The organism is Actinomadura sp. J1-007 (assembly GCF_009793335.1).
Classification (GTDB): domain Bacteria; phylum Actinomycetota; class Actinomycetes; order Streptosporangiales; family Streptosporangiaceae; genus Spirillospora; species Spirillospora yumaensis.
In genome coordinates this window covers 1311401-1332435 of sequence record NZ_WING01000002.1, presented here as the reverse complement: position 1 = coordinate 1332435, position 21035 = coordinate 1311401, and the positions used below count along the sequence as shown (strand labels likewise).

Below are 21035 nucleotides of genomic sequence, written 5' to 3'. Positions count from 1 at the left end.
TCCTTACGCTGGGGGGTCGGGGACACGTCCGGGAGTCAGGACACGTCGTACTCGGGCTTGCGTCCGGCCGCCTCGGCCTCGCGGTCCACCTCGGGGATGTTACGGCCGATGAGCCCGAGGTAGAGGCCCGCGCCGACCACGCCGCCGACGAGCGGGCCGATGATCGGCACCCAGAAGTACAGGTCGCCGTTCTGGTCGCGCCAGGCCCCTCCGTACCCGGTGATGAACTGCGCGAGGCGCGGGCCGAAGTCGCGCGCCGGGTTGATCGCGTACCCGGCGTCGGTGCCCCACGCCATCCCGATCGCGACGACGAGCAGGCCGATGACGACCGGGGTGAGGTTCGCCAGCGGCGGCGCGTTGCGCAGGTCGGTGAGGGCCAGCACGATGAACAGCAGGATCGCGGTGCCGATGACCTGGTCGCGCAGCGCGCCCCAGGTGCTCACCGGGAGCGTTCCGTTCCCGGGCAGCGTCGAGAACACGCCCTGGGTCTTGATGGTGTGGCCGGGATCGGCCTTCGCGAGCACCTCGGTGTAGTTCCACCGGACGATCAGCGCGGCGGCGAACGCGCCGGCGGTCTGCGCGAGCCAGAACGGCCCGACCTTGCGCCACGGGAAGCCCCTGAACACCGCGAGCGCGAACGTGACGGCGGGGTTGATGTGGCCGCCGCTGATCCGTGCCGAGACGTACACGCCGAGGGCGACGCCGATGCCCCAGGCCCAGGCGATGCTGTCGTGGTCGCCGATGCCGCCCGCCGCGACCTGGGCGACCACCCCCACCCCGAACAGGATGAGGATCATCGTGCCCGCGAACTCCGCGGCCATCTCCCTGACGAGTTCCGGGGGTCTCAGCCGTTCGGCCATCTCTCCTCCTCGGCGCTGTGGCGCGTGCCACATCTGCCGCGAACGTAAGGAGCGGTTACCGGCCGGTCAACCTCAGAACGCCGACAATCTCCGCCCGCGCCCGGCGAAGCGTCGGCACGGCGCGCGCGTCCGGACGGCGCGGGGCCGCGGGCGCCGTCGATGATCCCGGGCATGGATCCGGTGACGGGCGGGCGGCTCACCCCAGCGGCGGGCGGCCGCCGTGATGGCGACGGGCATCGCGTCGGTCGCGCTGCGGCCCGGCCGGGCGGTTCCTGCCGGCGTACGTGTTCGCCGCCCGGCTGCCGCGCCGCCGCACGCGGTGGGAGGAGCCGAGCAGTCCGGGACGGACGTCACCGGCCGTCGTCGAGGACCTCCGCGGTGAGGCGGCGCGCGTAGGCGGCGTCGAGCCCTGTGGGGCGGAAGAGGATGCGGTACATGATGGGCGAGACGACGCGGTCGATGACCATCTCAACCTCGGGCGTCTTCTCCCCGCGGTCGGCGGCGCGGGAGAGGACGGCGTCGATCTGCTCGGCGGCGTAGGCGGAGCACTGTCCGGCGTTGCTGCCGTCCGGGTCGCCGAGCAGGGCGTCGCGGATGTACGCGCGGCCCGCGGGCGAGGCCATCTCGTCGAGGAAGAGCTCGGCCCAGGACGTCAGGTCGTCGGCCAGGGAGCCCCGGTCCTCCGGAGGGGCCTCGGGGCGGAGCCGTTCGACGGCGACGTCCGACAGCAGTTCCTGGAGGTCGCCCCACCGCCGGTAGATCGTGGACGGGGTGACTCCGGCCCGTGCCGCGATGAGCGGGACGGTCAGGGCGTCCCGGCCCGACTCCGCGGTCAGGTCGCGTACCGCCTCGTGCACCGACCTCTGGACCCGGGCACTGCGCCCGCCCGGGCGCACCATCGGTCTACGGCTCATGCCGCCATCTTAAAGCAAAGGGATTGCCTTAGAAGCGGGGCCGGCCGCACGGCTCACGCCACCGGGGCGAGTCCGTGGGCCGGACGGATCAGCTCGTAGGCGTGCCCGACCCGCAGGAGCAGGTCCTCGGCGAGGGGGCGGCCGAGCAGTTGCATGCCGATCGGCATGCCCTCCGCGTCGTGGCCGACCGGGACGGACAGCGCCGGGACACCGGTGATGTTGGCGGGGGCGGACAGCCGGACGTAGGCGTCGGAGACGCTCTCCACCGTGCCGTCGGGCCAGGTGACCGTCTCCTGCCCGGCCGGCACCGCGGCCACCGGGACCGCCGGGGCGGCGATCGCGTCGACCTCGGCGAGCAGGCGCGACCAGGACTCCCGCATCAGGGTCCGGGCCCGCTGGGCGCGCAGGTAGTCCCCGGCGGACATCAGCTCACCGGCTTCGAGCAGCGCGCGGACGTCCGCCCCGTACAGGTCCGGCGCGGCCCGCAGGGTGCGCTCGTGGTACGCGGTGGCCTCGGGGACCATCAGGCCCCACTGGACGGCCTGGACGTAGCGGGCCATCGGGATCTCGACCTCGACGAGGCGCGCGCCGAGGTCCGCGAGCCGGTCGATGGCCGTGCGGACCGCGGCCTCCACGACCGGATCGACGTGTTCGAAGTAGTGGTTGCGGGGCACACCGACGCGCAGCCCGGACAGGTCGGCCGCCGCGCCCGGCCGAGGGCGGCCGGGCCGGGACGCCGGGTCCCGGGGTCGTGCCCGGCCAGGACGGGCAGGACGAGCGAGGCGTCCTCGACCGTGCGCGTGATCGTGCCGACGTGGTCCAGCGACCAGGACAGCGACGTGACGCCGTGGCGCGGGACGAGGCCGTAGGTGGGCTTGAGGCCGACCACCCCGTTGAGCGAGGCGGGCACGCGGACCGAGCCGCCGGTGTCGGTGCCGAGCGCGAACGTGGCGGCGCCCGCGGCGACGGCGACGGCGGAGCCGCCGCTGGAACCGCCGGCGACGCGCCCCCGGTCCCAGGCGTTGCGGGTCTGCGGCGTCGTCAGGCCGTAGGCGAACTCGTGCGTGTGGGTCTTGCCGATGAGGACCGCCCCGGCCGCCGCCAGCCGGGCGGCCACGGCGCTGTTCGAACCGGCGCGGTGGTCGGTGCGCACCTTGGAACTCGCGGTGGTGGCCGTACCGGCGACGTCGATGAGGTCCTTCAGGCCCACCGGGACGCCGTGCAGCGCGCCGCGGACCCGGCCGGCGGCGATCTCGCGTTCGGCGTCGCGGGCCGCCCGGCGCGCCCGGTCCGCCCAGACCGCCGTGTAGGCGCCGAGGCGGGGCTCCACCTGGTCGATGCGGTCGAGGACGGAGTCGACCAGCTCCACGGGGGAGACGCGGCGTTCCCGGATCGCGGCCGAGGCTTCGGCGAGAGTCAGGTCAGACGGACGCATCGGTGTTCACCTTCCGTGTGCTGTCTTCCCCGCGCCGTCCGCCGCGCGGAAGGCGAAGGCGGGCGGGGTGTCGCCGAAGTCCAGTTCCCGGAGGACGGACACGACGGAATGGATGTGGTCGGCGGTGGCCGCCACTCCCGCGTGGCGGACCTCGTCGAGCGGCAGGCCCGCGCGGGCGGCCAGGCGGGCGGCCTCCGGAGGCGTGAGTTCGGCAGCGGACATGGACGTCCCTTCGGGTGTCGGTTGGAGGGACCCGGCCGTGCCGCCGCCGGAGCGCGGCGTGCCGGGCCGGCGCACTTAACGCTAACCGTTTGCGTTTATGGACGGTACGACCTACGGTGAATTAACGCAAACGGATTGCGTTAAGCGAGAGGAGCTTCATGTCCCGCGCCGGGCCCCACGCCGGGTCCCACGCCGCGCGTTCGCACCGCGCCCGGATCGGCGTTCCGGCCGTCCGGGTCCCCTCTCACCGGCCGCGCCCGGGCCCACCGCGCGGCCGGCGCGCACGCATGAGCGGACCGGACACCACGCACACGATCAGCAAAGGAGCGGCACGACATGCGCACCGCCTCGAACACCACCGCCCCCTCCTGGACGGTGGGCGACGTCACCGTCCACCGCGTCGACGAGGTGCTCCTGCCCCCGGCGACCGGCTCCTGGCTGCTGCCCGGCGCCACCCGGACGTGGTGGGACGGGAGGAGTGGCTGCGCCCGGGCTTCGCCGACGCGGACGGCGTCCCGCTCCTGCACAGCCACAGCTTCGCGTTCGAGAAGGACGGCGTGCGGGTCCTCGTCGACACCGCGATCGGCAACGGCAAGACGCGCGCCAACCCGGCCTGGCACGACCTCAGCACCGGCTACCTGGACAACCTGGACGCGGCCGGTTTCCCGCCCGACTCCGTCGACCTCGTCCTCCTCACCCACCTGCACACCGACCACGTCGGGTGGAACACGCGGGAGGTGAACGGGGCATGGGCGCCCACCTTCCGCAACGCCCGCCACGTGACGTCCCGCACCGAGCGGGAGTTCTGGGCCGACTACGACATGGACGAGCCGCGCCGAGGCATGTTCGACGACTCCGTGGTCCCCGTCGAGCGGGCGGGCCTGCTCGACCTCATCGACGTCCCCGCCGAAGGCGCCGAGATCATGCCGGGACTGCGGCTGCTGCCCACGCCCGGCCACACGCCCGGCCACGTCGCCGTCGAGTTGACCAGCGGCGGCGAGACGGCGCTCATCACGGGCGACTGCGTCCACCACCCAGTCCAGCTCGCTCACCCCGCCATCGGCGCCTGCGTCGACATCGACCCCGAGCAGTCCGAGGCCACCCGGCGCCGGCTGTTCGCCTCGCTCGCGGGCACCGGCGCCCTCGTCCTGGGCACGCACTTCCCGCCGCCCACGGCCGGGCGAGTGGTACAGCACGGGAACGGCTACCGCCTGGCCCCCGTCCCTGCCGGCTGATCCTCGTCGAGGGCACCGCGCGCAGGCCGGGCGGGTGTCGGGCCCGGCCGAAGAACCGTCCCGCGCCGTCGCCCTCGGTGCCCGCCGTCAGTGGCCGCGGAACGCCTCCTCCAGCCACCAGGCGGGACGGTCGCGGGAGACCTTGGCGTGTACGACCAGCGGCCGGTCGCGGGGCCCGGCGAGCCACGCCCCGACGGCCGCGAGGTCGTCGGGGGACCGCACCGTGACGGCCTCGCAGCCGTACCCCCGGCCGATCGCGGCGAGGTCGGCGGCGGGGAACCGGACGGCGTCGAGCGGGTGCCCGTCCGGCCCGAAGTGGTGGACCTCCGCGCCGTACGCCTCGTCGTCGTACACCACGACGAGCAGGCCGAGGCCCAGGCGGACGGCGGTCTCCAGCTCGGCCGCGCCCATCAGCGCCCCGCCGTCGCCGAGCGCCGCGACCGTCAGCCGGTCCGGGCGGGCGACGGCGGCGCCGATCGCGGTGGCGAGGCCGAGCCCGACCGACTGGAACGCCTGGGTGAACACCAGCCCGTCCGCGTCGGGCACGTCGAGGAACATGGCGGGGTAGCCCATGAAGTTGCCCGAGTCGACGGCGACGGTCCGTTCGCGCGGGAGCAGGTCGTCGAGCGCGATCGTGAGGGTGCGCGGGTCGATCCGCGTGCCGTCCGCCGCGTCGGGGTGCTCGTCGTAGGGGTGGTCGCGCCAGCGCCGCCGGGCGGCGAGGCGGGCCGCGACCTCCGGCGTCCGCAGGCCCGTGGCCGCGTGGCCCCGGGACGCCAGCTCGGCCTCGACGGCGTGCGCGGTGGACGCCGCGTCGCCGATCAGGCTGAGGTCGACCGGATGGTGCGCGCCGAGCGCGCGGGCGTCCACGTCCACCTGGACGACCGTCGCGTCCTTCGCGACGAGGTTGCCGTGCCGCAGCGTCCACATGTTGAGCGAGCAGCCCCACCCGACGAGCAGGTCCGCGCCGGCGATCAGCTCGGCGGCGGTGGGCGTGGCGAACCCGCCGCTGACGTCCAGGTCGAACGGGTCGCCCGCGAACAGCCCGCGCGCCACGGCGGACGTCGCGAGCAGCGCGCCGCACCGTTCGGCGAGGGCGCGCAGGGGCTCGCGGGCCCCGGCGAGGCGCGCCCCGCGCCCGGCGACGAACACGGGCCGTCGCGCGGCGGCGAGCGCGTCGGCGAACCGGGCGACGGCCGTGGGCGACGGGTCGGGCAGCAGCGGCACCGACATCCGCGCGGGCGCGGGACCGGGCGGCGGAACGGGCGGGGGCCGCAGCGCGCGGTCGCGGGCGGGCACCGCCGCGCCCGCGTGCTCGGCGGCCTGCACGTCCAGCGGCAGGCCGAGCAGCACGGTGCGGCGCTCGGCGACGGCGGTGCGGCAGGCGCGCGCGACGTCGGCGAGGGCCGTCTCCGGGGAGTGGATCCGCTCGGGGACGGCGCCCACGGCGGCGGCGAGCGCGGCCTGGTCGACCCGGAAGTTGGACCGGACCGCGGCGGCGGCGACCTCCCCGGCGAGCACCAGCAGCGGGGTGCGGCTCTTGGCGGCCTCGGTGATCCCGGTGAGGGCGTTGGTGAGCCCCGGCCCCTGGTGCACCGACAGCACGCCGAGGCCGCCGCTCACCCGCGCGTACGCGTCGGCCATCGTCGCCGCGCCGCCCTCGTGCCGGGCCGCGACGAACCGGGCGCCCGCCGCGACGAGCGCGTTGGTGACGTGGAAGTTGCCGCTGCCGACCACCCCGAACACGGTGTCGGCGCCGAGCCGGGCCAGGGCCGTGCCGACGGCCTCCGCGACGTTCACCGCGCTCCCCCGGCCCGCGCCTTCCCCGCCTCCGGCGTCCACCGCGCTCACCGTTCGACCAGGGCGAGGACGCGGGCGGGACTGCCCGAGCCGCCGACGATCGGCAGCGGCGACGCGACGAGGACCGCGCCGCGCGCCGGGAGCCGCTCCAGGTTCTGGAGCTGGGTGAGGCCGTACTTGCCCGCGCCGAGGAAGTAGGAGTGGCACGGGAACGGCGGGTCGAACGAGTGCGCCGCGCCCGCGTCGGTGCCGACCGTCTCGACGCCGAGGCCGAGCAGCGGCGTCTCCTCGGCGAGCCAGCGGGCGCAGCTCGCGGAGATGCCCGGCGTGTGCGGGCCGTCCTCGTCGGCGTTGAGGAACTCCTCCTGACCGCCGGAACGGGCGTCCCAGCCGGTGCGGTAGAGGAGCCAGCCGCCGTCGGGCAGCGGGCCGTGCGCCTTCTCCCACTCCCGCACGTGGTCGATCTCCAGCAGGAAGTCGGGGTCGGCCGCCGCCCGCGCGGACGCGTCCAGCACGACGGCGGGCGCGACGAGGCGGCGCGGCGCGACCTGCGAGACGTCCTCCCCGTCGCGGCCGGTCGCCCAGTGCACCGGCGCGTCGAAGTGCGTGCCGACGTGCTCGCCCGTCGTGATGTCATTCCAGTATCCGCACCGACTCGCGGGCCCATTCACCTGAGCCACGCTCCCTTGACCTGGGGGATCCAGGGAGTCTCATGGAGCCACCCTGGCTACAGCGTTGGCGGTCACGATAACATCCGCCCCGTGACGCGGGAAGCCCTTCGCGGCAATCCCCCGAAACCCCACCGAATCAACGATCTTGAACCGGACTACCGGGCACCCCGCCCCCGCCCCAGTCCCCGGTATCCCGGCCACAACGCTCGGCGGTTCCCGGCCGCCCCGCGCCGTCCCCCGGAGTGACACATGGACGCGATTGACGAGATGGTCGAGACCCTGGAAGGACTGCGGCGCTCCTGGCTGCGGTCGCTGCGGGCGGCCAACGCCTCCTCCCAAACCCTGCGCGCCTACGGCCGTGCGATCACCATGCTGATCGAGTTCCTGAGCTATCCGCCCGAGGACGCCGTGGCCGGCGAGGAGAGCCCGGCCGCGCTGTTGGAGCGGCTGCCGGTCTGGGACGAGGCCGACATCCGCCGCGACCACCTTGAGGCGTTCATCGGGCATCTGCACCGGCACTACAAGCCGAACACCGTCAACGGCAGGTGGTCGGCGCTGCACGTGTTCTTCAACTGGCTGGTGGAGCAGCCCGACATCCCCGTCACCGTCAGCCCGATGACCGGGATGCGCCGGCCGTTCATTCCCGAGGAGCACCCGCCGATCCTGGACGTGGGAGAGATCCGGGCCCTGCTGCGCACCTGCAGCCCACGGGACTACCACGGAGTGCGGGACGAGGCGATCATCCGGCTGATGGCCGACACCGGGCTGCGGATCAACGAGGTGGTCACGCTGATGATCACGGACGTGATCGACGGGCAGCGGGTGCCGGTCATCGACATGGACCTGGAGACGGTGTACGTGATGGGCAAGGGCCGCCGGCCGCGGTCGGTGTCCTTCGGCGCCAAGACGGCCGCCGCGCTCGACCGGTACCTGCGGGCCCGCCGCAAGCACCCGCACCGCACGCGCCCGGAGTTCTTCCTGCGCGAGCCCCGCTACCCGACGCCCGGCGGACTGACCGAGGGCGGCATCACCCGGATGCTGCAGCGCCGCGCCGAGGCCGCCGGGATCAAGCACGTGCATCCGCACATGTTCCGGCACACCTGGGCCGCCGCGCAGAAGCGCAGCGGGCTGGACCGCGGCGCGATGAAGAACCAGGGCGGCTGGCGGTCGGACAAGATGCCCGACCGGTACGGAGCGATCGTGGAGACCGACAGGTCGCTGGAGGCCCACCGCCGCACATCCTTCGGCGACGAGATCTGAACTGGGATGGACAGGCCGGTCGCGTGGCGGGGACTGGGCCACGCGCCCGGCCTGGTCGGCAGAGCGGGATGCCGGGTGGAGCGTTCCTAGCTGTGCGTTCCGCGGGCGTCGCGCAGACGCCGCGCCTGCTGGATCTGGTCCGGGTTGGTGCTGAGCGCCTCGTAGGCGCCGGCGACCGCGCGCAGCTGGTTGCGGTACACGTTCATCACCTCGTCGCCCGCCTCCAGAAGTTCACCGACGTGCTTGGTCAGGTCCTGGAGCGCCTCCCGCTGCAGCTGCTGCTCGCGCATCACCCAGCGGCCGGTCTGCTCGATTCGTGTCTGGCGGGCCTGGATGTCCTGCAGCGTGGTGTCGACCTGCTGCAGCCGGGCCGCCGTCCGGGTGAGCGCGAGCCGTCGCCGGCGGCCGAGCTCGTACGCCGCCGCGATAGCCACCCCGCCCATGATCATCATTGTTCCTTGGTTCACCTGGCATCCCTTCCAGGCGCGGGTAGGCGGGAGCGGCGGATCGTGGTACATGGCGGGGATACGCCGCCTTACCCTCGCTTGATCGATGGTGCGTTCGAGGGGAACGTACCTCGGCGTATGACGAATTGTCACCGAATGGTTACAATATCCGCAAGAACGGGCGAAGGGTAAGAAATTTCCATCCGGGATGATTGTCGTGAACCTTCAAGCCGAACGTTTCGTCCCGTCGCTGCCGGATGGTGGCTCCTCCTCGCCGGAGAGGAGCTCCTGCGGGGGCTTCTGGCCCAGGATGAAGTAGGGCAGCATCTTGAAGAACCGCTCCGCAGTCTTGCGGCGAGTCTCCATCGGGACGGAATCGTCCTCGAAGTAGTCCGCCATCTCACGGACTTTGTCCTGGTCACGCTGTTCGCGCTCACGTTCCCGGGACGCTCGCTCGGCGAGGATCACCGCCAGGACCTCGGCCGCCTCCTCTTTGCCGAGTTCGCGAAGCTGGCCAGGCCTGACACCGACCACCGCCGCCATATGGGCAAGCGCCGCGTCGGAGCCGCTCGTGGCCTGCCGTTGCCCCTTCTTGAGGACGTAGCCCTGCTCGATCTGCACCCACCGGCGATAGCTGACCCGGCCGTCGGTGGCCGCCGCGGCGTCCGCCACGGTCAGGCCGGCCGCCATCCGATGTCGCCGGATGAGCAGCGCTTCTGGCGGTGCCGGCGCTTCGCCTGCATGTTCGTCCATGTGTCGTGTGCGTCCCTTCGACACTCGTAACACTAGGCAATTTCGAGCAATCACGCACGTCAGAACCGCTTTGCCGGTCTTGGTTGCACTTGACTTCCCGTGTTCTGTTGTAATTTCGAGCAATCACTGTCAATCTCGTCGTCATGGCACAGGCAACCCCGACGCGAAGCCACGCGCAAGACCCCCGGCGGCTACGTCGCCAGCGGGTCATCGCGGGGCTGAACCAGAAGCAGGCGGCCGCCCAGGCCGGTATCGCTGCCTCTCACCTCTGCCGCATGGAGCTCGGAAAGGTCGGCGCCTCGGAAGCGACCCTGCACACGCTCGCCCGTCTGTACGGGTGCGATGTCGAGCGGCTCATGCCCGACGAGCAGACGGCGGCCGCGTCGTGACCGAACGGCAGAGCGATCACGCGATCCGGGGCCGTATTGGAGCGATCGAGTCGTGGGCCGGGCTGACGCCGGCCGAGCGGGCTCGGCGGACCGAGGCCGGCCGCAACGGCCTGCTCGCCAAGTTCGCCGAGCAGGCCGACCCCGAGGGGCGGCTGTCGGAGGCGGACCGGATGAAGGCGGCCGAGGCCCTGCGGCGTGCGCACATGCTGCGGATCAGCCGCAAGTCGGTGGCGGCCCGAAAGTCCCGCGCCGAGAACACGACGTCCAGGAAGTGAACCGGCCAGTCCCGCGCGCCGCGCGGTGGACCGGCCGCCATACCCCCAGCTCCCGGATTGGACCGGTGAGGCAATGACCGTACACGAGATGGCCTTCGAGGCGTTCGCGCCGCGTGTGGCCTGGATGGACTCCGCGGCGTTGGTGTTCGACGCCTCCGGGATGAGCGGTGCGCAGCGGATGGGCGAGGCGTGCGCACTGTGCGCCAAGCGCTACCCGGCCCCGCGCGTGATCATCGGCGAGTTCGCCGCCGGGGAGCGGGCGAGGGCGTGCGAGGAGTGCGGCCCGGCGGTGCTGGCGTCGGCGGCCACCGAACTGGCCGTCGGTGTGCTGACCCGTGCCGCGGAGCTCTACGCCCTGACCCAGCCGGATGTGTTCGGGGCGGTGCTGGCGGCGGCGCCGCTGCCGCACGGCCGGCACCGCGAGCCGCTTGGCGACGGGTGCCGGTCGTGCTCGGTGATGACCGCCGCGGCGGTGGCGGTGGCCCGGCATCTGCAGGCGACCGAGCCGCCGGTCGGCGCGGCCAGCCTGCCGCCGGTGATCGAGGACCTGGACGGCGCGCACGCGTGGCTGGTGGCGTGGGCGGCCGAGGCGCCGCCGGTGCCGGTGGTCGCCGAGGTGCTGGCCGGGGCGCGCGCCGAACTGGCCGAGCTGCCGTTGCCGGAGTGGTTGCGGTGACCGGCAGGGCGTGGCCGGCGCTGCCGCCGCGGCGGCCCGATCCGCGGAACCGGGCTCGGGCGCGTGCACTGCAGGCGTTGAAGGTCGAGGAGCCGGACCGGTTCGCGCAGGTGCTGGCGGTCGTCCGGGCCGAGGAGCCGCGACCGCCGGTCTGGGATCGGCAGGTGCGCGCGGCGGGGTACGCGCGCGAGCAGTCGCGTGCCCGGCGGCGGCTGGCCGAGCTGTACCCGGTCCGGTACAGCGAGCTGCTGGCGGCCGAGCTCGCCAAGTTCGGGCTGGCGCCGGTGCCCCCACGCGGGTTGCAGCCGTGCGGCACGACCGCCGCCTACATTCGGCACCGCAAGCGCGGCGAGCAGCCGTGCCCGATGTGCAGGCAGGCGTGGCGGGACTACTGCCGCCAGCCCCATACGCGGGCCTACCAGACGGCGCGGCGCCATGCGCTGGCCGAGATGCCACATGCCTTCCCCGACCGGTTCGCCGAGCTGCTCGCCGAGCAGGTCGCGGCGCGCGGCGTCGAGGCGCTGACCGGCGGGGCGCGCGCCCGCGCCATGGCCGGGGCTAGGGCGACCGCGCGGTTGCTGCTGTCGCGCGAGCGCCCCCGCGACTTCAAGCGGCTGTACGCCCAGGCGTACCCGGCCGCGCTCGCCCGCGCCCAGGAAACGGAGCAGAACGCGAGCACCGGTGCGGGCGCCGCCCGGTCCGCGACGTGATCTGGATGACCGGCGCCGGGCCCGAGGGCTGGGTCCGGCCGGAGGAGGAACCCCCTATGACCGACAACCCGAACACCGACAACCAGCCCGGCCACGAGAGCGCATTCGACCGGGTGCAGTACCTGGCCCGGCAGATCGCCGAGATCCGCAAGGACCTCGCGAACGCCGAGGCGTACACGGCCCGGCGGCGCGCCGAGCTGGCGCACCTGGAGCAGTGGCGCGAGGACGTGATGCGGGCGCAGCTCGTCACCGACCCCGCCGGGCCCGACACCCCGGCCACCGCCGCGGCCGCCTCGGCGAACGGCGGCGGCGAGCAGATGGGCAGCGTGCTGTCGGGCGGCTACACCAGCCCCGTGCCCGACGCCGCCCGGGCCGAGGGCGGTGCGGCATGGCGCTGAACTACTACGACGCGGCGTACGACGACGCGGCCGCGCAGCCGGACGGCTTCCCGCCCGCCGGTCGGCACGTCAGTTCCGGCGCGGCGACCGCGCGTCCGGCGACGTCGCGCACGGGGCGGCACGCCCGGCCCGGCGCGCCGACCGCGCGGTCGGCGACGTCGGGGGCGTGGCGGCACCCCGCGCACGGGAGGCACGTGCGGCGGCTGGTGACGCTGGCCAGGCTGGCGACGGCGGGTCGGGTGCTGGCGGTGTGCGCGCTGATGTGCGCCGCGGTCGCCGCGGCCGCCACCGGGATGAGCAAGGCCGCCGAGCGCGAGTGGCTGAGCCTGGCCACCAGCGCGTGCACGCTGGCCGTGCTCACGGCGGCGGCCGCGGCGATGCTGCTGCGCACGATCCGCCCCGGGCGCTGACCATGATCGCGTTCCTGGCCATGGCTGCCCTAATGGTGTGCGGCGCGCTGGGCACGGTGTCCGCGATGCGGCACGCCGCAAGCCCGCACCGGGAGCCGGGCCGGGAGGAGCGGTGATCTCGACCCCCGCAGGGCACGCTGCCGTGTCGTCCTGCGGCGCCGCCCCCCGACAGGAGTGGGGCGGCACCAGGCCCGGGGCAGCGCCTCACTCCCCCCCGGGCGCTGCCCCGGACCTGGACACCACCACCGATCGTGCTGCCGGCCGGGCTCCGCGGGGTCGCCCGCCCGGCAGCTCCCCAGGGCGTCGTACATCCCAGACCCAGGGATGTGTGCGTGCGGCGCCCGGGTCCTGGGGCCCGCCCCTATCGCCTCCGTCCCGGGGGCGGGCACCAGGACCCCCACCACCCCGCGTTCGTCCTACCTCTGGAGGGCCCCGATGGCCGAGACCCCTCACCCGCCGCCCGCCGGGTTCCACGTACCGCAGTGCCGGATCTGCGGCTGCACCCAGAACATGCCGTGCACGCCCCGCTGCCGCTGGGTGCCCGACCCGGCCCTGCTCGGCGACCTGTGCGACGCGCACCCCGAGGTCCTCGCGCCGCGGCCCCCGCAGCTGCTGGCCCTGCTGGGCGACGTCGCCGCTGAGGCGATCCGCCGCGGCGTGGCCTGGCACCACACCTTCGGCGACCTGACCGCGCTGCCGGACGGCACCGCCTCGGCGGCCTCCTGCCAGGACGCCGCCGAGGCCATCTTGGCCATCGAGGACATGCGCGCCGAGGAGGAAACGGACTGGCACGCGCTGCTCAGCTTCGAGGCGACGCAGGCGATGGCCCAGGACCAGCCGCAGCGGCTGCGCCGCCGCCTGCTCGACCTGGCCGCGACCGCGGTGCTGTGGGCGCAGGCGATCGAGGCGCGCGCGATCGCCGACCTGCCCGCCGCCCCGCCCGGCCACACCCCGCCCGAGCACACGCCATGACCGCCCGCAAACCGCGGCCGCGCTCGGCCGCGCGTGCGCCGGGCGGGCCGCGCGTCGACCAACGGGGCCTGGTGATGTGCCCGTGGGGGTGCGGCGAGGTGGTGCGCCGCACCGTCAACGCCGGCGGCAAGGCGGTGTACGTCGACCTGGACGACCCGGCCCGGATCGGGATCATCGCGGCCTACCTGGACGCGCACGGGGTGTGGCGCTCGCGGCAGCTGCACCGCGGCGAGACCCTCGGCACCCACGAGACGCGGATGCTGATCCACCGCGCGACCTGCTGGCGCCTCGCGCGCGCCGACGGCCGTCCGGCGCGGCCGCCGCTGCGCGCGGTGCCGCCGCCCCGGCCGGCGCCCGGCCCGATCCCCAAGGCGGTCGCCGCGCAGGCGCGCGAGCAGCTGGCGGCGATCCGCCGCCGACGCCGCGGCGGCATCCAGTGAGCGTGCTGGTGCTGCTGTGCTGCGACGCCTCCGAGGCCGCCGGGACGTGCGGCGCCCAGATCATCACCGCGCACACCGACGCCACGGCCGCGCGCGCCTGGGCCCAGCGCGCCGAGGGCTGGACCCGTGACGGCGACGACGACCGCTGCCCACGGCACAGCCGCCCCCACGGCCGCCCCGCCGTACACCCGTTCGATACCGACCCGCACACATGAGCGAACCTGGGAGGCCCGTGATGCCGTGCCCGTCCTGCGGCAGCCCCTACCGCGCGAGCCGCCGGGGCGGCGACCCGCTGTGCCCCGGCTGCTGGGCCACCCTGCCGACCGCGACCCGCACCGCCCTGCGGCGCCGCGACGACCAGGCCCCGGCACGGCGCGAGCAGTTACGCGCCCGGCTGGACGTCGGCACGCCGCTGCGGGAGATCCGCATCGGCTGACCGTGCCGACCGACCACATCGTTCCGACCGACGAGACTGGAGCATCAGGGGTGGACACAAGGGAGACCGACGCTCCGCCGACACCGGCGGGGGTGCCGATCGACAACGCGCCCCGGCCCGCGTGGCTGGCCGAGCACCTGTCCGCGGCGCAGCTGACCCTGGAGGTCGGGCTGCAGTGGGCGACCGCGCTGGAGATGGCGCCCGGGCACAACCAGGCGATCACGGCCGTGGCCACGGCGATCTGGCGCCGCACGGTCGGCAAGAAGATCAAGAAGGCGTGGCCGACGGTGTCGCAGCTGCTGCAGTGGACCGGGATCGGGTCGCGCAACACGGTCATCTCCGCGCTGCGGCGGCTGGTGGGCGACGGGTGGCTGCTGCGCGAGGTGCGCGACAAGGCCAGCCGCCGCCTGGCTCCCGAGCGGCCCGGGCAGGCCGGGGTCGGGTACCGGCTCGCCTGGCCCGTGGCCGACTGCATCGGCGCCCCGCTGGACGGCGGCCCGCTGCGCTGCGGTGCCGCGACGGCCGCCGGGGGGCTGTGCACCAGCCGCGCGGGCAAAGGCACCGTCCACCGCGGCGAGGGGCACTGCTGGCGGCACGGCGGCATACGCGCCCACCAGCCCGCAGCCGAGCACGAGGGACACCAAGGCACGGCCGCGACCACCGGCAACGCCGCCCAGGACCCGGCGCCCCAGGACGACCCGGCCCGCCCGCCGCTGCGCCTGGTGAAGCGCACCGGACCGGCCAAGCCTGTAGATGAAGCTGTGGACAACCCCCCCGTTCAGCTTCCCCTGCTGCAGCCGGTCGGTCCGGGAATGGTTCAACCGTTGACAGCGAATGGTTCAACGGTTGACGCGGGAATGGTTCAACGGTTGACGCCGAATGGTTCACCGGTTGAACCCGAAGTAGTTAGTAAGGAGCTAGCTCAAGGAGATATTCAAGAAACACGGGGATCGGATGTGCTGGGGGCTGAACTGGAAGACGCCCCCCGCCGCACCGCCGACGGACGATTTGAATCTGATTCGGGTGGCGAGGCGGCCCCGAACCCGGCTCCGGTCGAGGCCCGCGCCGAGGGCTTGACGATCGAGCAGGCGCACGCCGTCCTGGACCAGCTGTCCGAGGCGATGCGCGGCTACCACCTGTCCCGCGCAGGCATGGACCTGCGCCGCGCCGGACAGCCCGCCCCGTCCCCCGACCAGATCGTCCTTGCCGCCGCAGCCGCCGCGCTGCGCCGGTCCGCCTGATCACCGCCCACCGTCAAGGAATGCCATGACCGACTCGGTGTGGATCTACTCCACCCGCGACCCCAGCAACCTCGGCCCCGCCTGCCGTCTGGTCTGGGGCTCCCACGAGGTCTACGCCTCCGTCGCCGCCGTCCGGCAAACCGCCGAGGACTTGTTCACCTCCGCCGCCTACGCCGAACTGATCGGCGAGCTGATCCGGATCGGACTGCCCGGCGGCCAGACCGCCCAGATGGTCACGAGCATGATCGGCGCACGAGACACGCCCTACCTCGGCCACAAGGAGACCCTCCAGGTCCTGCCCGCCGGCAGCACCCAGCGCCAGTGCGGCGTCGTGCTGATCTCCAAGGGGTCGATGCGCGGCCAACTCGACCCGGGCGAGGCCCGCGCCATGGGCCGCACCTGGCTCGCAGCCGCCGAAGCCAGCGAAGCCGACACCCTGTTCGACCGCGTGCTGCGCCGCGCCGGAGGGCTCGGCGACACCGAACTGAACGCCCTATTCGACCTGCTGCTCGACATGCGCACCGGCAACCCCGACATCGAGGACCCGATATGACCCACGACGCACCGGAGTTCATCGCCCAAGTCGAGGCCGGCGACCATGACGCAGCGCTCACCGGTTGGGAACGCGACCTGCGCACCGGCCGCCGTGCCCGCGCCGTCCTCGCGCTCGCCCTGGCCCTGGCCGTCGTCGCGGTCGCCGCCTACCTGTGCCGGGCCCCCGCCGCCCGCGACGACGAGGAGGACGGCCCGGTCGCCCGGTACCGGCCCGACCCCCGCCGCGACCCCTGGTAGACCCCGGGGCCTACCAGCCGCTGCCGGACCCGGCAGCACCCACCCACCCATCGGAGACACCATGATCGAGACCAAGACCGAGCCCACCGTCCCCGCCGAGCCCGCCCAGACGCTGGCCGAGCTGACCGACGTCGCGCTGTGCATCCAGACCGGCCCGCGCGCCCTGCACCGCCGCGACACCGCCCTCACCGCCGCCGGGGTGCAGCAGCTCGGCCAGGCCGTGGACGACGTCCGCGCCGTCCCCACCACCCCGCTGGCCGACGTCCGGACGCTGGTCACCATCACCCCCGGCCCGGCCACGCTGGTGACCACGCACACCGTCATCCGCGCCGACGCCTGGCCCGGCCTGCTGACGCTCGTGGCCGCCCTGGAACAGCAGGCGCGGCCGCCGCTGAGCGTCCCGGCCGAGACGGCGTAGGCCGCCGCCGTGAGGTCAGCGGCGCGGCGTACGGTGGACGATCATGACGGGCACCCCGCCACCCCCGCACGCCCCGGACCGTCCGGACGCCGCGCTGCTGACCGACCTGCTGACCGACCTGGACCGCCTGGCGACCAACCTCGCCTCCACCTCCTACGCGACCGCGAGCCAGGCGGCGCTCGGGCACCTGATCGCCCGCAACCCCACCGCGGCGCAGCGGGCGCTGGACGGCCTGCCCGACCGGCTGCTGCCCCAGCACCTGGACGCGGCCGCCGCCCTCACCAACCACCTCGCCCGGCAGGCGCGCCGCCGCGGCCTCACCCTCCCGCCGAGCACGCTGCGCTACCTTCGGGCCACCGGCGCCGACACGACCCACACCGCACGGCCCGCCTGACGCTCTTCGAGCGATTCGCCGCATACCCTGCACAGACAGGCGAAGACAGGACGGCGGGAGGCGCTATGAACGAACCCAGGTGCGCCTGCGGACAACCCGCCCGAGACGCTACTTTCTGTGCATCCTGCGCTTACCGGCTGGACGAGGCGATCGCGCAGATCAGTGTCCACCACGGCCTGGCCTGGGACTTGGAACTCGCCACCACCCGCCAGGCCCGCCTCGGCGACCGCGGCGGCCCCCGCTCGGCGCAGGTGCCGTTGCCCTACGACGAGCGCGCCGGCGACGCCGCCACCACCCTGCACCGCGCCCTCGCCCGCTGGGCCGCCGTCATCGCGCGCGAGACGACCGGCCCCCGCCGCCCCGGCCTGCCCGGCCCGGTCTGCGGCCGCCGCGCACGGTGCGCGCATCCCTCCTGCCGGATGATCCGCGCCAGCCGCCCGCCCGAGCCGCCGCCGGTCACGCTGACGGGCCTGGCGACGTGGCTGCGGCCGCGGGTCGGCTGGCTCCGCCACCACGCCGCCGGGCAGCAGGCGTACGACGAGATCCTCGCCGCCGTCGCCGCCGCGCGCCGCGTGGTCGACCGGCCCGCCGAACGCCTGTACGCCGGGCCCTGCGACGACTGCGGCGAGGACCTTTACGCCCGGCCCGGCGCGGCCGCCGTGCCCTGCCCCGGCTGCCACGCCGTCTACGAGGTGGAGGCGCGCCGCGCGTGGCTGCTGCGCGCCGCCGAGGACGTCCTGGCCTCGGCCACCGACATCTCCCGCGCCATCACCCGCCTCGGCCAGCCCGTCACCCCCGAAGCGATCCGCGGATACGCCCACCGCGGGCTACTGCTGCCCCGCACCCACCGCACCACCGGCGGCCGCACCGTCCCGCTGTACCGCCTCGGCGACGTGGTGGACGTCCTCACCCGCCAGGCCGCGCGGCGCAACACCCGAACTGAGCCCGAGGCCGGTTAACTCAGATGGTGACGAAACCCTGCCTTGATCAGGCCCCGAGGCGCGCGCGAGGCTCAGCGCATGGGGAAGCACGGCAAGCCCGCATCCTGTCCGGTGTGCGGCGGCAGCGGACAGGTACCCGAGCAGAACGACGGTAAGGAAGTCATGGTTCGATGCGGGGTGTGCGGCGGCAGCGGGAAGGCATGATGCGCCAGGTGAATCGGGTGGATCGGCGGCTGTTCATCCCGGACCGGATCTGGCATCAGGCCGAGCCCGGGGAACCGCAGGTGCCGCTCGACCGAGCCGACGATCCGGACCTGTGGGAGAAGATCGTCGCCTCCGACGACCCGGTCACCATCCAGGTCGAGGACGGGCAGCCCGGCAAGTGGGGCCACCCCTGGCCGACGTCGTCCTCCACGGCGCCGTGGCTGATGGACCGGATGCTGGGCGTGCTCGACCTGGAGCCCGGGATGCGGGTGCTGGAGATCGGTGCCGGCACCGGCTGGAACGCCGCCGTCCTCGCCGACGCGGGCGCCGAAGTGGTGTCGGTGGAGATCGACGCGGGGATCGCCGAGCTGGCCCGCGCGAACCTGGCCCGCGCCGGGTTCGCCGACCGGGTGACGGTCGTGACCGGCGACGGCGAGCGCGGAGCACCCGGACACGGCCCGTTCCACCGGATCATCGCCACCGCCGCGGCGCACACGATCCCCTACGCCTGGGTCGAGCAGGCCGCGCAGGGCGCGCTGATCGTCGCGCCCTATACCGGAGAGCACGGCGGCGGCGCCCTGCTCGTGCTGACCGTCGCCGACGGGACCGCGGCCGGTGAGTCGGTGGACCACGAGGCGTGGTTCATGCCGATGCGCGGCCAGCGGCTGCAGCAGGACGAGCTGCGGAAGATCCCCCGAGACGGTCGACGGCTGCGGGTGCGGGTGACGCGCGAGGGCCAGGAGGTCACCACCGCCTGACCCCCGCCTGTGCGTGACAGTGACCAGCCCGAACGCTACTGTGTGCTCAGCTGGAGATCTGCACCCAGCCTCCTAGGACGCGTTGCCCACGACCGTCACGTCCGGCTGGTCGCCACCGTCCGCCCCGAACGTCAGGGTGACGTTCTGCGGCGACTCCACCACGACCCCCGCCGTCAGCTTGCGGGTCCGTCCGGCCAGCAGCGGAGCATCGCCTAGGAACGACGCTCCGCTCACCGAGCCCGGTCCGTCATAGGACGCCAGCGTGCCCTCGGCATCGTTCGGGCCCGCGGTGACCGTGACGGGCCGGTCCAGCTTCACCGTGGCCGACGACCCGTTCGTCGCAGTGACGTCGACCAGGACCCCTTTCCAACTCGCCGGCTTGTCGTACGCCGTCGGGTCGAGCTGGGCCCGCTTGGCCACCCGCAGCCGTGTGACCGTGATCTGCAGTCCGTCGGCGTACCGATGCGGTTGCCCGACCCGCAACGCCGCCGGCGCCGAAGCCGCGGCAGGCGGCGCCGATGTCTCGCCCGCGCCAGCCTCCGGACCGTCGCGGTCGTCGCTGCCTCCACCCCCGCAGCCCGCGGCCAACACCACCAGGGCCACCGAGCCCCAGACCAACCTCAAACGCACATGAACCTCCCAGTTCGGGAGACCATCTGACACCTCCCGGCCCCAGTCCCACCTTGAAACGCCCACCCCGGCCGGACCCGGCCACCCCGAGGCGGTGACGTTCATCGCCTGGGAAGGCTCCACCCGCCGTGACCGGCTGCCCGCCAACTGGTCCACCGAGATCGTGCCGCGCATCCTGGCCCGCGACGGCCGCCGCTGCCTCATCGGCCTGCCGGGCTGCACCGTCCACGCCACCGAGGTCGACCACATCCGCCGCGGCGACGACCACCGCGACACCAACCTGCAAGCCGCCTGCACCTGGTGCCACGGCAAGAAGAGCTCGGCCGAGGGCAACGACGCCCGCACCCGCTACTCCCGGCGCCGCCCACCCGAACGCCACCCCGGCCTCCTGTGACCGGCCGCGACACCGCCCACCCCATCGGAAGGACGCCACACCATGCCCGACCAGCCCACCCTCGCGCTGACCGACCTGGACGTCTCGATCCCGCTGTTCACTCCGATCGGCAACGTCATGACCCACATCGGCACCGTGAACGGCACCCACACCGTCGACAGCATCCAGGTCGGAGACGCCGAGCCCGCCGACGCGTTCGGCAAGGCCGCCGCCGTCCACCGTGAGCGCGCCGCCGAACAGGCCGAGCGCAAGCGCCAGACGCAGCAGCGCCTGATCGACCAGCTGCGCTCGGCGACCCAGGAGCCGGACGAGGAGCACGAGGCCACCGACGAGGCCGCCGCACCACCCGACACGATGGACGACGCCACCGCCGAAATGGTGACCGGCGGCGCGGCCAAGCTGCAGGTGCTGTACCTGCCCGAGCGCGAGGACGCGCAAGGAACGCACTACCCGTTCGCGCTGGTGCTGTCCGGCGTCCCCGCTGCCGAGGTCCAGCACGCCGAGCAGCTGGCCCGGTTCGCCGGCCAGTGCGGCGCGGTCGCGGTGCTGATCACCCCGCTGCGGGTCGAGGTCGACTAATGCGGCCCCGCCGGTTCATCCTGCAGCGCGACCACGACGTCACCGGGATCTCCGGCCTCGGGCACGTGGCCGACGGCGTGCTGTGGCCCGACGGCACCGCCTCGCTGCGGTGGCGCGGCGAGCATCCCTCGCTAGTGTTCTGGGACCGCGGCATGGTCTCGGCCGAGCACGTGCACACCCACTATGGCGCGAGCCGGATCGTGTGGATCGATGAGGACCCGAGCAGTGAGCACGCACGTGATGCCTGAGGGCGAGCGCCTGCAGCACCAGACGGCGATGGCCTGTCCGTGCCGACCGGTCGAGCAGGCCACGATCGGCGACAGCGGAACCAGGTGGGTCATCGTTCACCACGAGCTCACCGGGCCACGTGATCGGTCCGAGC

At 74.1% G+C, this 21035-nt stretch carries 30 protein-coding genes and 1 pseudogene; 21 read left to right on the top strand and 10 right to left on the bottom strand.

The window, feature by feature from the left end; all coding sequences use genetic code 11:
- Nucleotides 1–35 precede the first annotated feature (35 nt).
- The 5 genes and pseudogenes from GEV43_RS40075 to GEV43_RS40060 all read right to left on the bottom strand — a co-directional run bounded on the left by GEV43_RS40075 (nucleotide 36) and on the right by GEV43_RS40060 (nucleotide 3431).
- Complete coding sequence (locus tag GEV43_RS40075) at nucleotides 36–860, bottom strand: MIP/aquaporin family protein (protein ID WP_160825825.1); 825 nt, start codon at nucleotides 858–860, stop codon at nucleotides 36–38.
- A gap of 350 nt (nucleotides 861–1210) precedes the next feature.
- Nucleotides 1211–1774 (bottom strand): TetR/AcrR family transcriptional regulator, encoded by a 564-nt coding sequence (locus GEV43_RS40070; protein ID WP_160825824.1) that lies wholly within the window; start codon nucleotides 1772–1774, stop codon nucleotides 1211–1213.
- Nucleotides 1775–1827: 53 nt separating this feature from the next.
- Entirely contained in the window at nucleotides 1828–2448 is a 621-nt protein-coding gene (locus GEV43_RS53455) for an amidase family protein (protein WP_309240195.1), read from the bottom strand.
- A 125-nt stretch (nucleotides 2449–2573) separates the two neighbouring features.
- Nucleotides 2574–3209, bottom strand: a pseudogene (locus GEV43_RS53450) (amidase family protein); the annotation flags it as partial.
- A 6-nt stretch (nucleotides 3210–3215) separates the two neighbouring features.
- Nucleotides 3216–3431, bottom strand: coding sequence for a hypothetical protein (locus tag GEV43_RS40060; protein WP_160825823.1), 216 nt, complete (start codon nucleotides 3429–3431; stop codon nucleotides 3216–3218).
- A gap of 461 nt (nucleotides 3432–3892) precedes the next feature.
- On the opposite strand from GEV43_RS40060, the gene GEV43_RS40055 reads away from it, so the two are divergent.
- Entirely contained in the window at nucleotides 3893–4666 is a 774-nt protein-coding gene (locus GEV43_RS40055) for an MBL fold metallo-hydrolase (protein ID WP_309240194.1), read from the top strand.
- Nucleotides 4667–4753: 87 nt separating this feature from the next.
- On the opposite strand, the gene GEV43_RS55545 is transcribed toward GEV43_RS40055, so the two are convergent.
- Nucleotides 4754–6517, bottom strand: coding sequence for a thiamine pyrophosphate-binding protein (locus GEV43_RS55545; RefSeq protein ID WP_309240193.1), 1764 nt, complete (start codon nucleotides 6515–6517; stop codon nucleotides 4754–4756).
- Nucleotides 6514–7146, bottom strand: coding sequence for a cyclase family protein (locus GEV43_RS40045; protein WP_309240192.1), 633 nt, complete (start codon nucleotides 7144–7146; stop codon nucleotides 6514–6516). Before GEV43_RS40045 ends, GEV43_RS55545 begins: the two co-directional genes overlap by 4 nt.
- Before the next feature lie 240 nt (nucleotides 7147–7386).
- Here GEV43_RS40045 and GEV43_RS40040 point away from each other — a divergent pair, with 240 nt between their 5' ends.
- Nucleotides 7387–8397, top strand: coding sequence for a tyrosine-type recombinase/integrase (locus tag GEV43_RS40040; RefSeq protein ID WP_160825822.1), 1011 nt, complete (start codon nucleotides 7387–7389; stop codon nucleotides 8395–8397).
- An 86-nt stretch (nucleotides 8398–8483) separates the two neighbouring features.
- On the opposite strand, the gene GEV43_RS40035 is transcribed toward GEV43_RS40040, so the two are convergent.
- On the bottom strand, nucleotides 8484–8849 hold the full coding sequence (locus GEV43_RS40035) for a hypothetical protein (protein ID WP_160825821.1): 366 nt from the start codon (nucleotides 8847–8849) through the stop codon (nucleotides 8484–8486).
- A 219-nt stretch (nucleotides 8850–9068) separates the two neighbouring features.
- Nucleotides 9069–9596, bottom strand: coding sequence for a hypothetical protein (locus GEV43_RS40030; protein WP_160825820.1), 528 nt, complete (start codon nucleotides 9594–9596; stop codon nucleotides 9069–9071).
- Nucleotides 9597–9739: 143 nt separating this feature from the next.
- On the opposite strand from GEV43_RS40030, the gene GEV43_RS40025 reads away from it, so the two are divergent.
- From GEV43_RS40025 to GEV43_RS39945, 16 genes are all read left to right on the top strand, one after another.
- Nucleotides 9740–9985 carry a helix-turn-helix domain-containing protein gene (locus GEV43_RS40025; RefSeq protein WP_160825819.1) on the top strand — a complete coding sequence of 82 codons (246 nt, stop codon included), beginning with the start codon at nucleotides 9740–9742 and terminating at the stop codon, nucleotides 9983–9985.
- Nucleotides 9982–10260, top strand: coding sequence for a hypothetical protein (locus GEV43_RS40020; protein WP_160825818.1), 279 nt, complete (start codon nucleotides 9982–9984; stop codon nucleotides 10258–10260). The genes GEV43_RS40025 and GEV43_RS40020 overlap by 4 nt, the downstream gene beginning before the upstream one ends.
- A 73-nt stretch (nucleotides 10261–10333) precedes the next feature.
- Nucleotides 10334–10936 (top strand): hypothetical protein, encoded by a 603-nt coding sequence (locus GEV43_RS40015; protein ID WP_160825817.1) that lies wholly within the window; start codon nucleotides 10334–10336, stop codon nucleotides 10934–10936.
- A gap of 77 nt (nucleotides 10937–11013) precedes the next feature.
- Entirely contained in the window at nucleotides 11014–11646 is a 633-nt protein-coding gene (locus tag GEV43_RS40010) for a hypothetical protein (protein ID WP_160825816.1), read from the top strand.
- Nucleotides 11647–11702: 56 nt separating this feature from the next.
- On the top strand, nucleotides 11703–12044 hold the full coding sequence (locus GEV43_RS40005) for a hypothetical protein (RefSeq protein ID WP_160825815.1): 342 nt from the start codon (nucleotides 11703–11705) through the stop codon (nucleotides 12042–12044).
- Nucleotides 12035–12454, top strand: coding sequence for a hypothetical protein (locus GEV43_RS40000; RefSeq protein WP_160825814.1), 420 nt, complete (start codon nucleotides 12035–12037; stop codon nucleotides 12452–12454). The genes GEV43_RS40005 and GEV43_RS40000 overlap by 10 nt, the downstream gene beginning before the upstream one ends.
- 435 nt (nucleotides 12455–12889) lie before the next feature.
- The gene (locus GEV43_RS39995) at nucleotides 12890–13426 is read left to right on the top strand and encodes a hypothetical protein (protein ID WP_160825813.1); all 537 of its coding nucleotides are present in this window, start codon (nucleotides 12890–12892) and stop codon (nucleotides 13424–13426) included.
- Nucleotides 13423–13866, top strand: a complete 444-nt coding sequence (locus GEV43_RS39990; RefSeq protein ID WP_160825812.1) for a hypothetical protein — start codon at nucleotides 13423–13425, stop codon at nucleotides 13864–13866. Before GEV43_RS39995 ends, GEV43_RS39990 begins: the two co-directional genes overlap by 4 nt.
- 2 nt (nucleotides 13867–13868) lie before the next feature.
- The gene (locus tag GEV43_RS39985; RefSeq protein ID WP_160825811.1) at nucleotides 13869–14081 is read left to right on the top strand and encodes a hypothetical protein; all 213 of its coding nucleotides are present in this window, start codon (nucleotides 13869–13871) and stop codon (nucleotides 14079–14081) included.
- A gap of 313 nt (nucleotides 14082–14394) precedes the next feature.
- The gene (locus GEV43_RS39975) at nucleotides 14395–15543 is read left to right on the top strand and encodes a hypothetical protein (protein ID WP_160825809.1); all 1149 of its coding nucleotides are present in this window, start codon (nucleotides 14395–14397) and stop codon (nucleotides 15541–15543) included.
- Nucleotides 15544–15568: 25 nt separating this feature from the next.
- Nucleotides 15569–16096 carry a hypothetical protein gene (locus tag GEV43_RS39970; protein ID WP_160825808.1) on the top strand — a complete coding sequence of 176 codons (528 nt, stop codon included), beginning with the start codon at nucleotides 15569–15571 and terminating at the stop codon, nucleotides 16094–16096.
- Nucleotides 16093–16335: a hypothetical protein gene (locus GEV43_RS39965; protein ID WP_160825807.1), complete on the top strand. Its 243-nt coding sequence runs from the start codon at nucleotides 16093–16095 to the stop codon at nucleotides 16333–16335. Before GEV43_RS39970 ends, GEV43_RS39965 begins: the two co-directional genes overlap by 4 nt.
- Nucleotides 16336–16396: 61 nt before the next feature.
- The gene (locus GEV43_RS54275; protein WP_160825806.1) at nucleotides 16397–16753 is read left to right on the top strand and encodes a hypothetical protein; all 357 of its coding nucleotides are present in this window, start codon (nucleotides 16397–16399) and stop codon (nucleotides 16751–16753) included.
- Nucleotides 16754–16796: 43 nt separating this feature from the next.
- Nucleotides 16797–17147: a hypothetical protein gene (locus GEV43_RS39955; protein WP_160825805.1), complete on the top strand. Its 351-nt coding sequence runs from the start codon at nucleotides 16797–16799 to the stop codon at nucleotides 17145–17147.
- 65 nt (nucleotides 17148–17212) lie between these two features.
- Nucleotides 17213–18106 carry a hypothetical protein gene (locus GEV43_RS39950; RefSeq protein ID WP_160825804.1) on the top strand — a complete coding sequence of 298 codons (894 nt, stop codon included), beginning with the start codon at nucleotides 17213–17215 and terminating at the stop codon, nucleotides 18104–18106.
- Nucleotides 18107–18291: 185 nt separating this feature from the next.
- The gene (locus GEV43_RS39945; RefSeq protein WP_164717271.1) at nucleotides 18292–19050 is read left to right on the top strand and encodes a methyltransferase domain-containing protein; all 759 of its coding nucleotides are present in this window, start codon (nucleotides 18292–18294) and stop codon (nucleotides 19048–19050) included.
- A 72-nt stretch (nucleotides 19051–19122) separates the two neighbouring features.
- On the opposite strand, the gene GEV43_RS39940 is transcribed toward GEV43_RS39945, so the two are convergent.
- The gene (locus tag GEV43_RS39940; RefSeq protein ID WP_160825803.1) at nucleotides 19123–19653 is read right to left on the bottom strand and encodes a hypothetical protein; all 531 of its coding nucleotides are present in this window, start codon (nucleotides 19651–19653) and stop codon (nucleotides 19123–19125) included.
- Between the two features lie 121 nt (nucleotides 19654–19774).
- Between GEV43_RS39940 and GEV43_RS39935 the strand changes: the two genes are divergently transcribed.
- Genes GEV43_RS39935 through GEV43_RS39925 form a run of 3 tightly spaced genes read left to right on the top strand, consistent with a single transcriptional unit; the run spans nucleotide 19775 to nucleotide 20901 of the window.
- On the top strand, nucleotides 19775–20074 hold the full coding sequence (locus GEV43_RS39935; protein ID WP_206681597.1) for an HNH endonuclease: 300 nt from the start codon (nucleotides 19775–19777) through the stop codon (nucleotides 20072–20074).
- A gap of 42 nt (nucleotides 20075–20116) precedes the next feature.
- Nucleotides 20117–20653: a hypothetical protein gene (locus GEV43_RS39930; protein ID WP_160825802.1), complete on the top strand. Its 537-nt coding sequence runs from the start codon at nucleotides 20117–20119 to the stop codon at nucleotides 20651–20653.
- Nucleotides 20653–20901: a hypothetical protein gene (locus GEV43_RS39925; RefSeq protein ID WP_160825801.1), complete on the top strand. Its 249-nt coding sequence runs from the start codon at nucleotides 20653–20655 to the stop codon at nucleotides 20899–20901. The genes GEV43_RS39930 and GEV43_RS39925 overlap by 1 nt, the downstream gene beginning before the upstream one ends.
- Nucleotides 20902–21035 lie beyond the last annotated feature (134 nt).

Bases quoted from the DNA above. Each gene is read 5' to 3' on its own strand.
- GEV43_RS40075 (WP_160825825.1), bottom strand. From the start codon at position 860: ATGGCCGAACGGCTGAGACCCCCGGAACTCGTCAGGGAGATGGCCGCG.
- GEV43_RS40070 (WP_160825824.1), bottom strand. From the start codon at position 1,774: ATGAGCCGTAGACCGATGGTGCGCCCGGGCGGGCGCAGTGCCCGGGTC.
- GEV43_RS40060 (WP_160825823.1), bottom strand. From the start codon at position 3,431: ATGTCCGCTGCCGAACTCACGCCTCCGGAGGCCGCCCGCCTGGCCGCC.
- GEV43_RS40040 (WP_160825822.1), top strand. From the start codon at position 7,387: ATGGACGCGATTGACGAGATGGTCGAGACCCTGGAAGGACTGCGGCGC.
- GEV43_RS40035 (WP_160825821.1), bottom strand. From the start codon at position 8,849: ATGATGATCATGGGCGGGGTGGCTATCGCGGCGGCGTACGAGCTCGGC.
- GEV43_RS40030 (WP_160825820.1), bottom strand. From the start codon at position 9,596: ATGGACGAACATGCAGGCGAAGCGCCGGCACCGCCAGAAGCGCTGCTC.
- GEV43_RS40025 (WP_160825819.1), top strand. From the start codon at position 9,740: ATGGCACAGGCAACCCCGACGCGAAGCCACGCGCAAGACCCCCGGCGG.
- GEV43_RS40015 (WP_160825817.1), top strand. From the start codon at position 10,334: ATGACCGTACACGAGATGGCCTTCGAGGCGTTCGCGCCGCGTGTGGCC.
- GEV43_RS40005 (WP_160825815.1), top strand. From the start codon at position 11,703: ATGACCGACAACCCGAACACCGACAACCAGCCCGGCCACGAGAGCGCA.
- GEV43_RS40000 (WP_160825814.1), top strand. From the start codon at position 12,035: ATGGCGCTGAACTACTACGACGCGGCGTACGACGACGCGGCCGCGCAG.
- GEV43_RS39995 (WP_160825813.1), top strand. From the start codon at position 12,890: ATGGCCGAGACCCCTCACCCGCCGCCCGCCGGGTTCCACGTACCGCAG.
- GEV43_RS39990 (WP_160825812.1), top strand. From the start codon at position 13,423: ATGACCGCCCGCAAACCGCGGCCGCGCTCGGCCGCGCGTGCGCCGGGC.
- GEV43_RS39970 (WP_160825808.1), top strand. From the start codon at position 15,569: ATGACCGACTCGGTGTGGATCTACTCCACCCGCGACCCCAGCAACCTC.
- GEV43_RS39965 (WP_160825807.1), top strand. From the start codon at position 16,093: ATGACCCACGACGCACCGGAGTTCATCGCCCAAGTCGAGGCCGGCGAC.
- GEV43_RS54275 (WP_160825806.1), top strand. From the start codon at position 16,397: ATGATCGAGACCAAGACCGAGCCCACCGTCCCCGCCGAGCCCGCCCAG.
- GEV43_RS39955 (WP_160825805.1), top strand. From the start codon at position 16,797: ATGACGGGCACCCCGCCACCCCCGCACGCCCCGGACCGTCCGGACGCC.
- GEV43_RS39950 (WP_160825804.1), top strand. From the start codon at position 17,213: ATGAACGAACCCAGGTGCGCCTGCGGACAACCCGCCCGAGACGCTACT.
- GEV43_RS39945 (WP_164717271.1), top strand. From the start codon at position 18,292: ATGCGCCAGGTGAATCGGGTGGATCGGCGGCTGTTCATCCCGGACCGG.
- GEV43_RS39930 (WP_160825802.1), top strand. From the start codon at position 20,117: ATGCCCGACCAGCCCACCCTCGCGCTGACCGACCTGGACGTCTCGATC.
- GEV43_RS39925 (WP_160825801.1), top strand. From the start codon at position 20,653: ATGCGGCCCCGCCGGTTCATCCTGCAGCGCGACCACGACGTCACCGGG.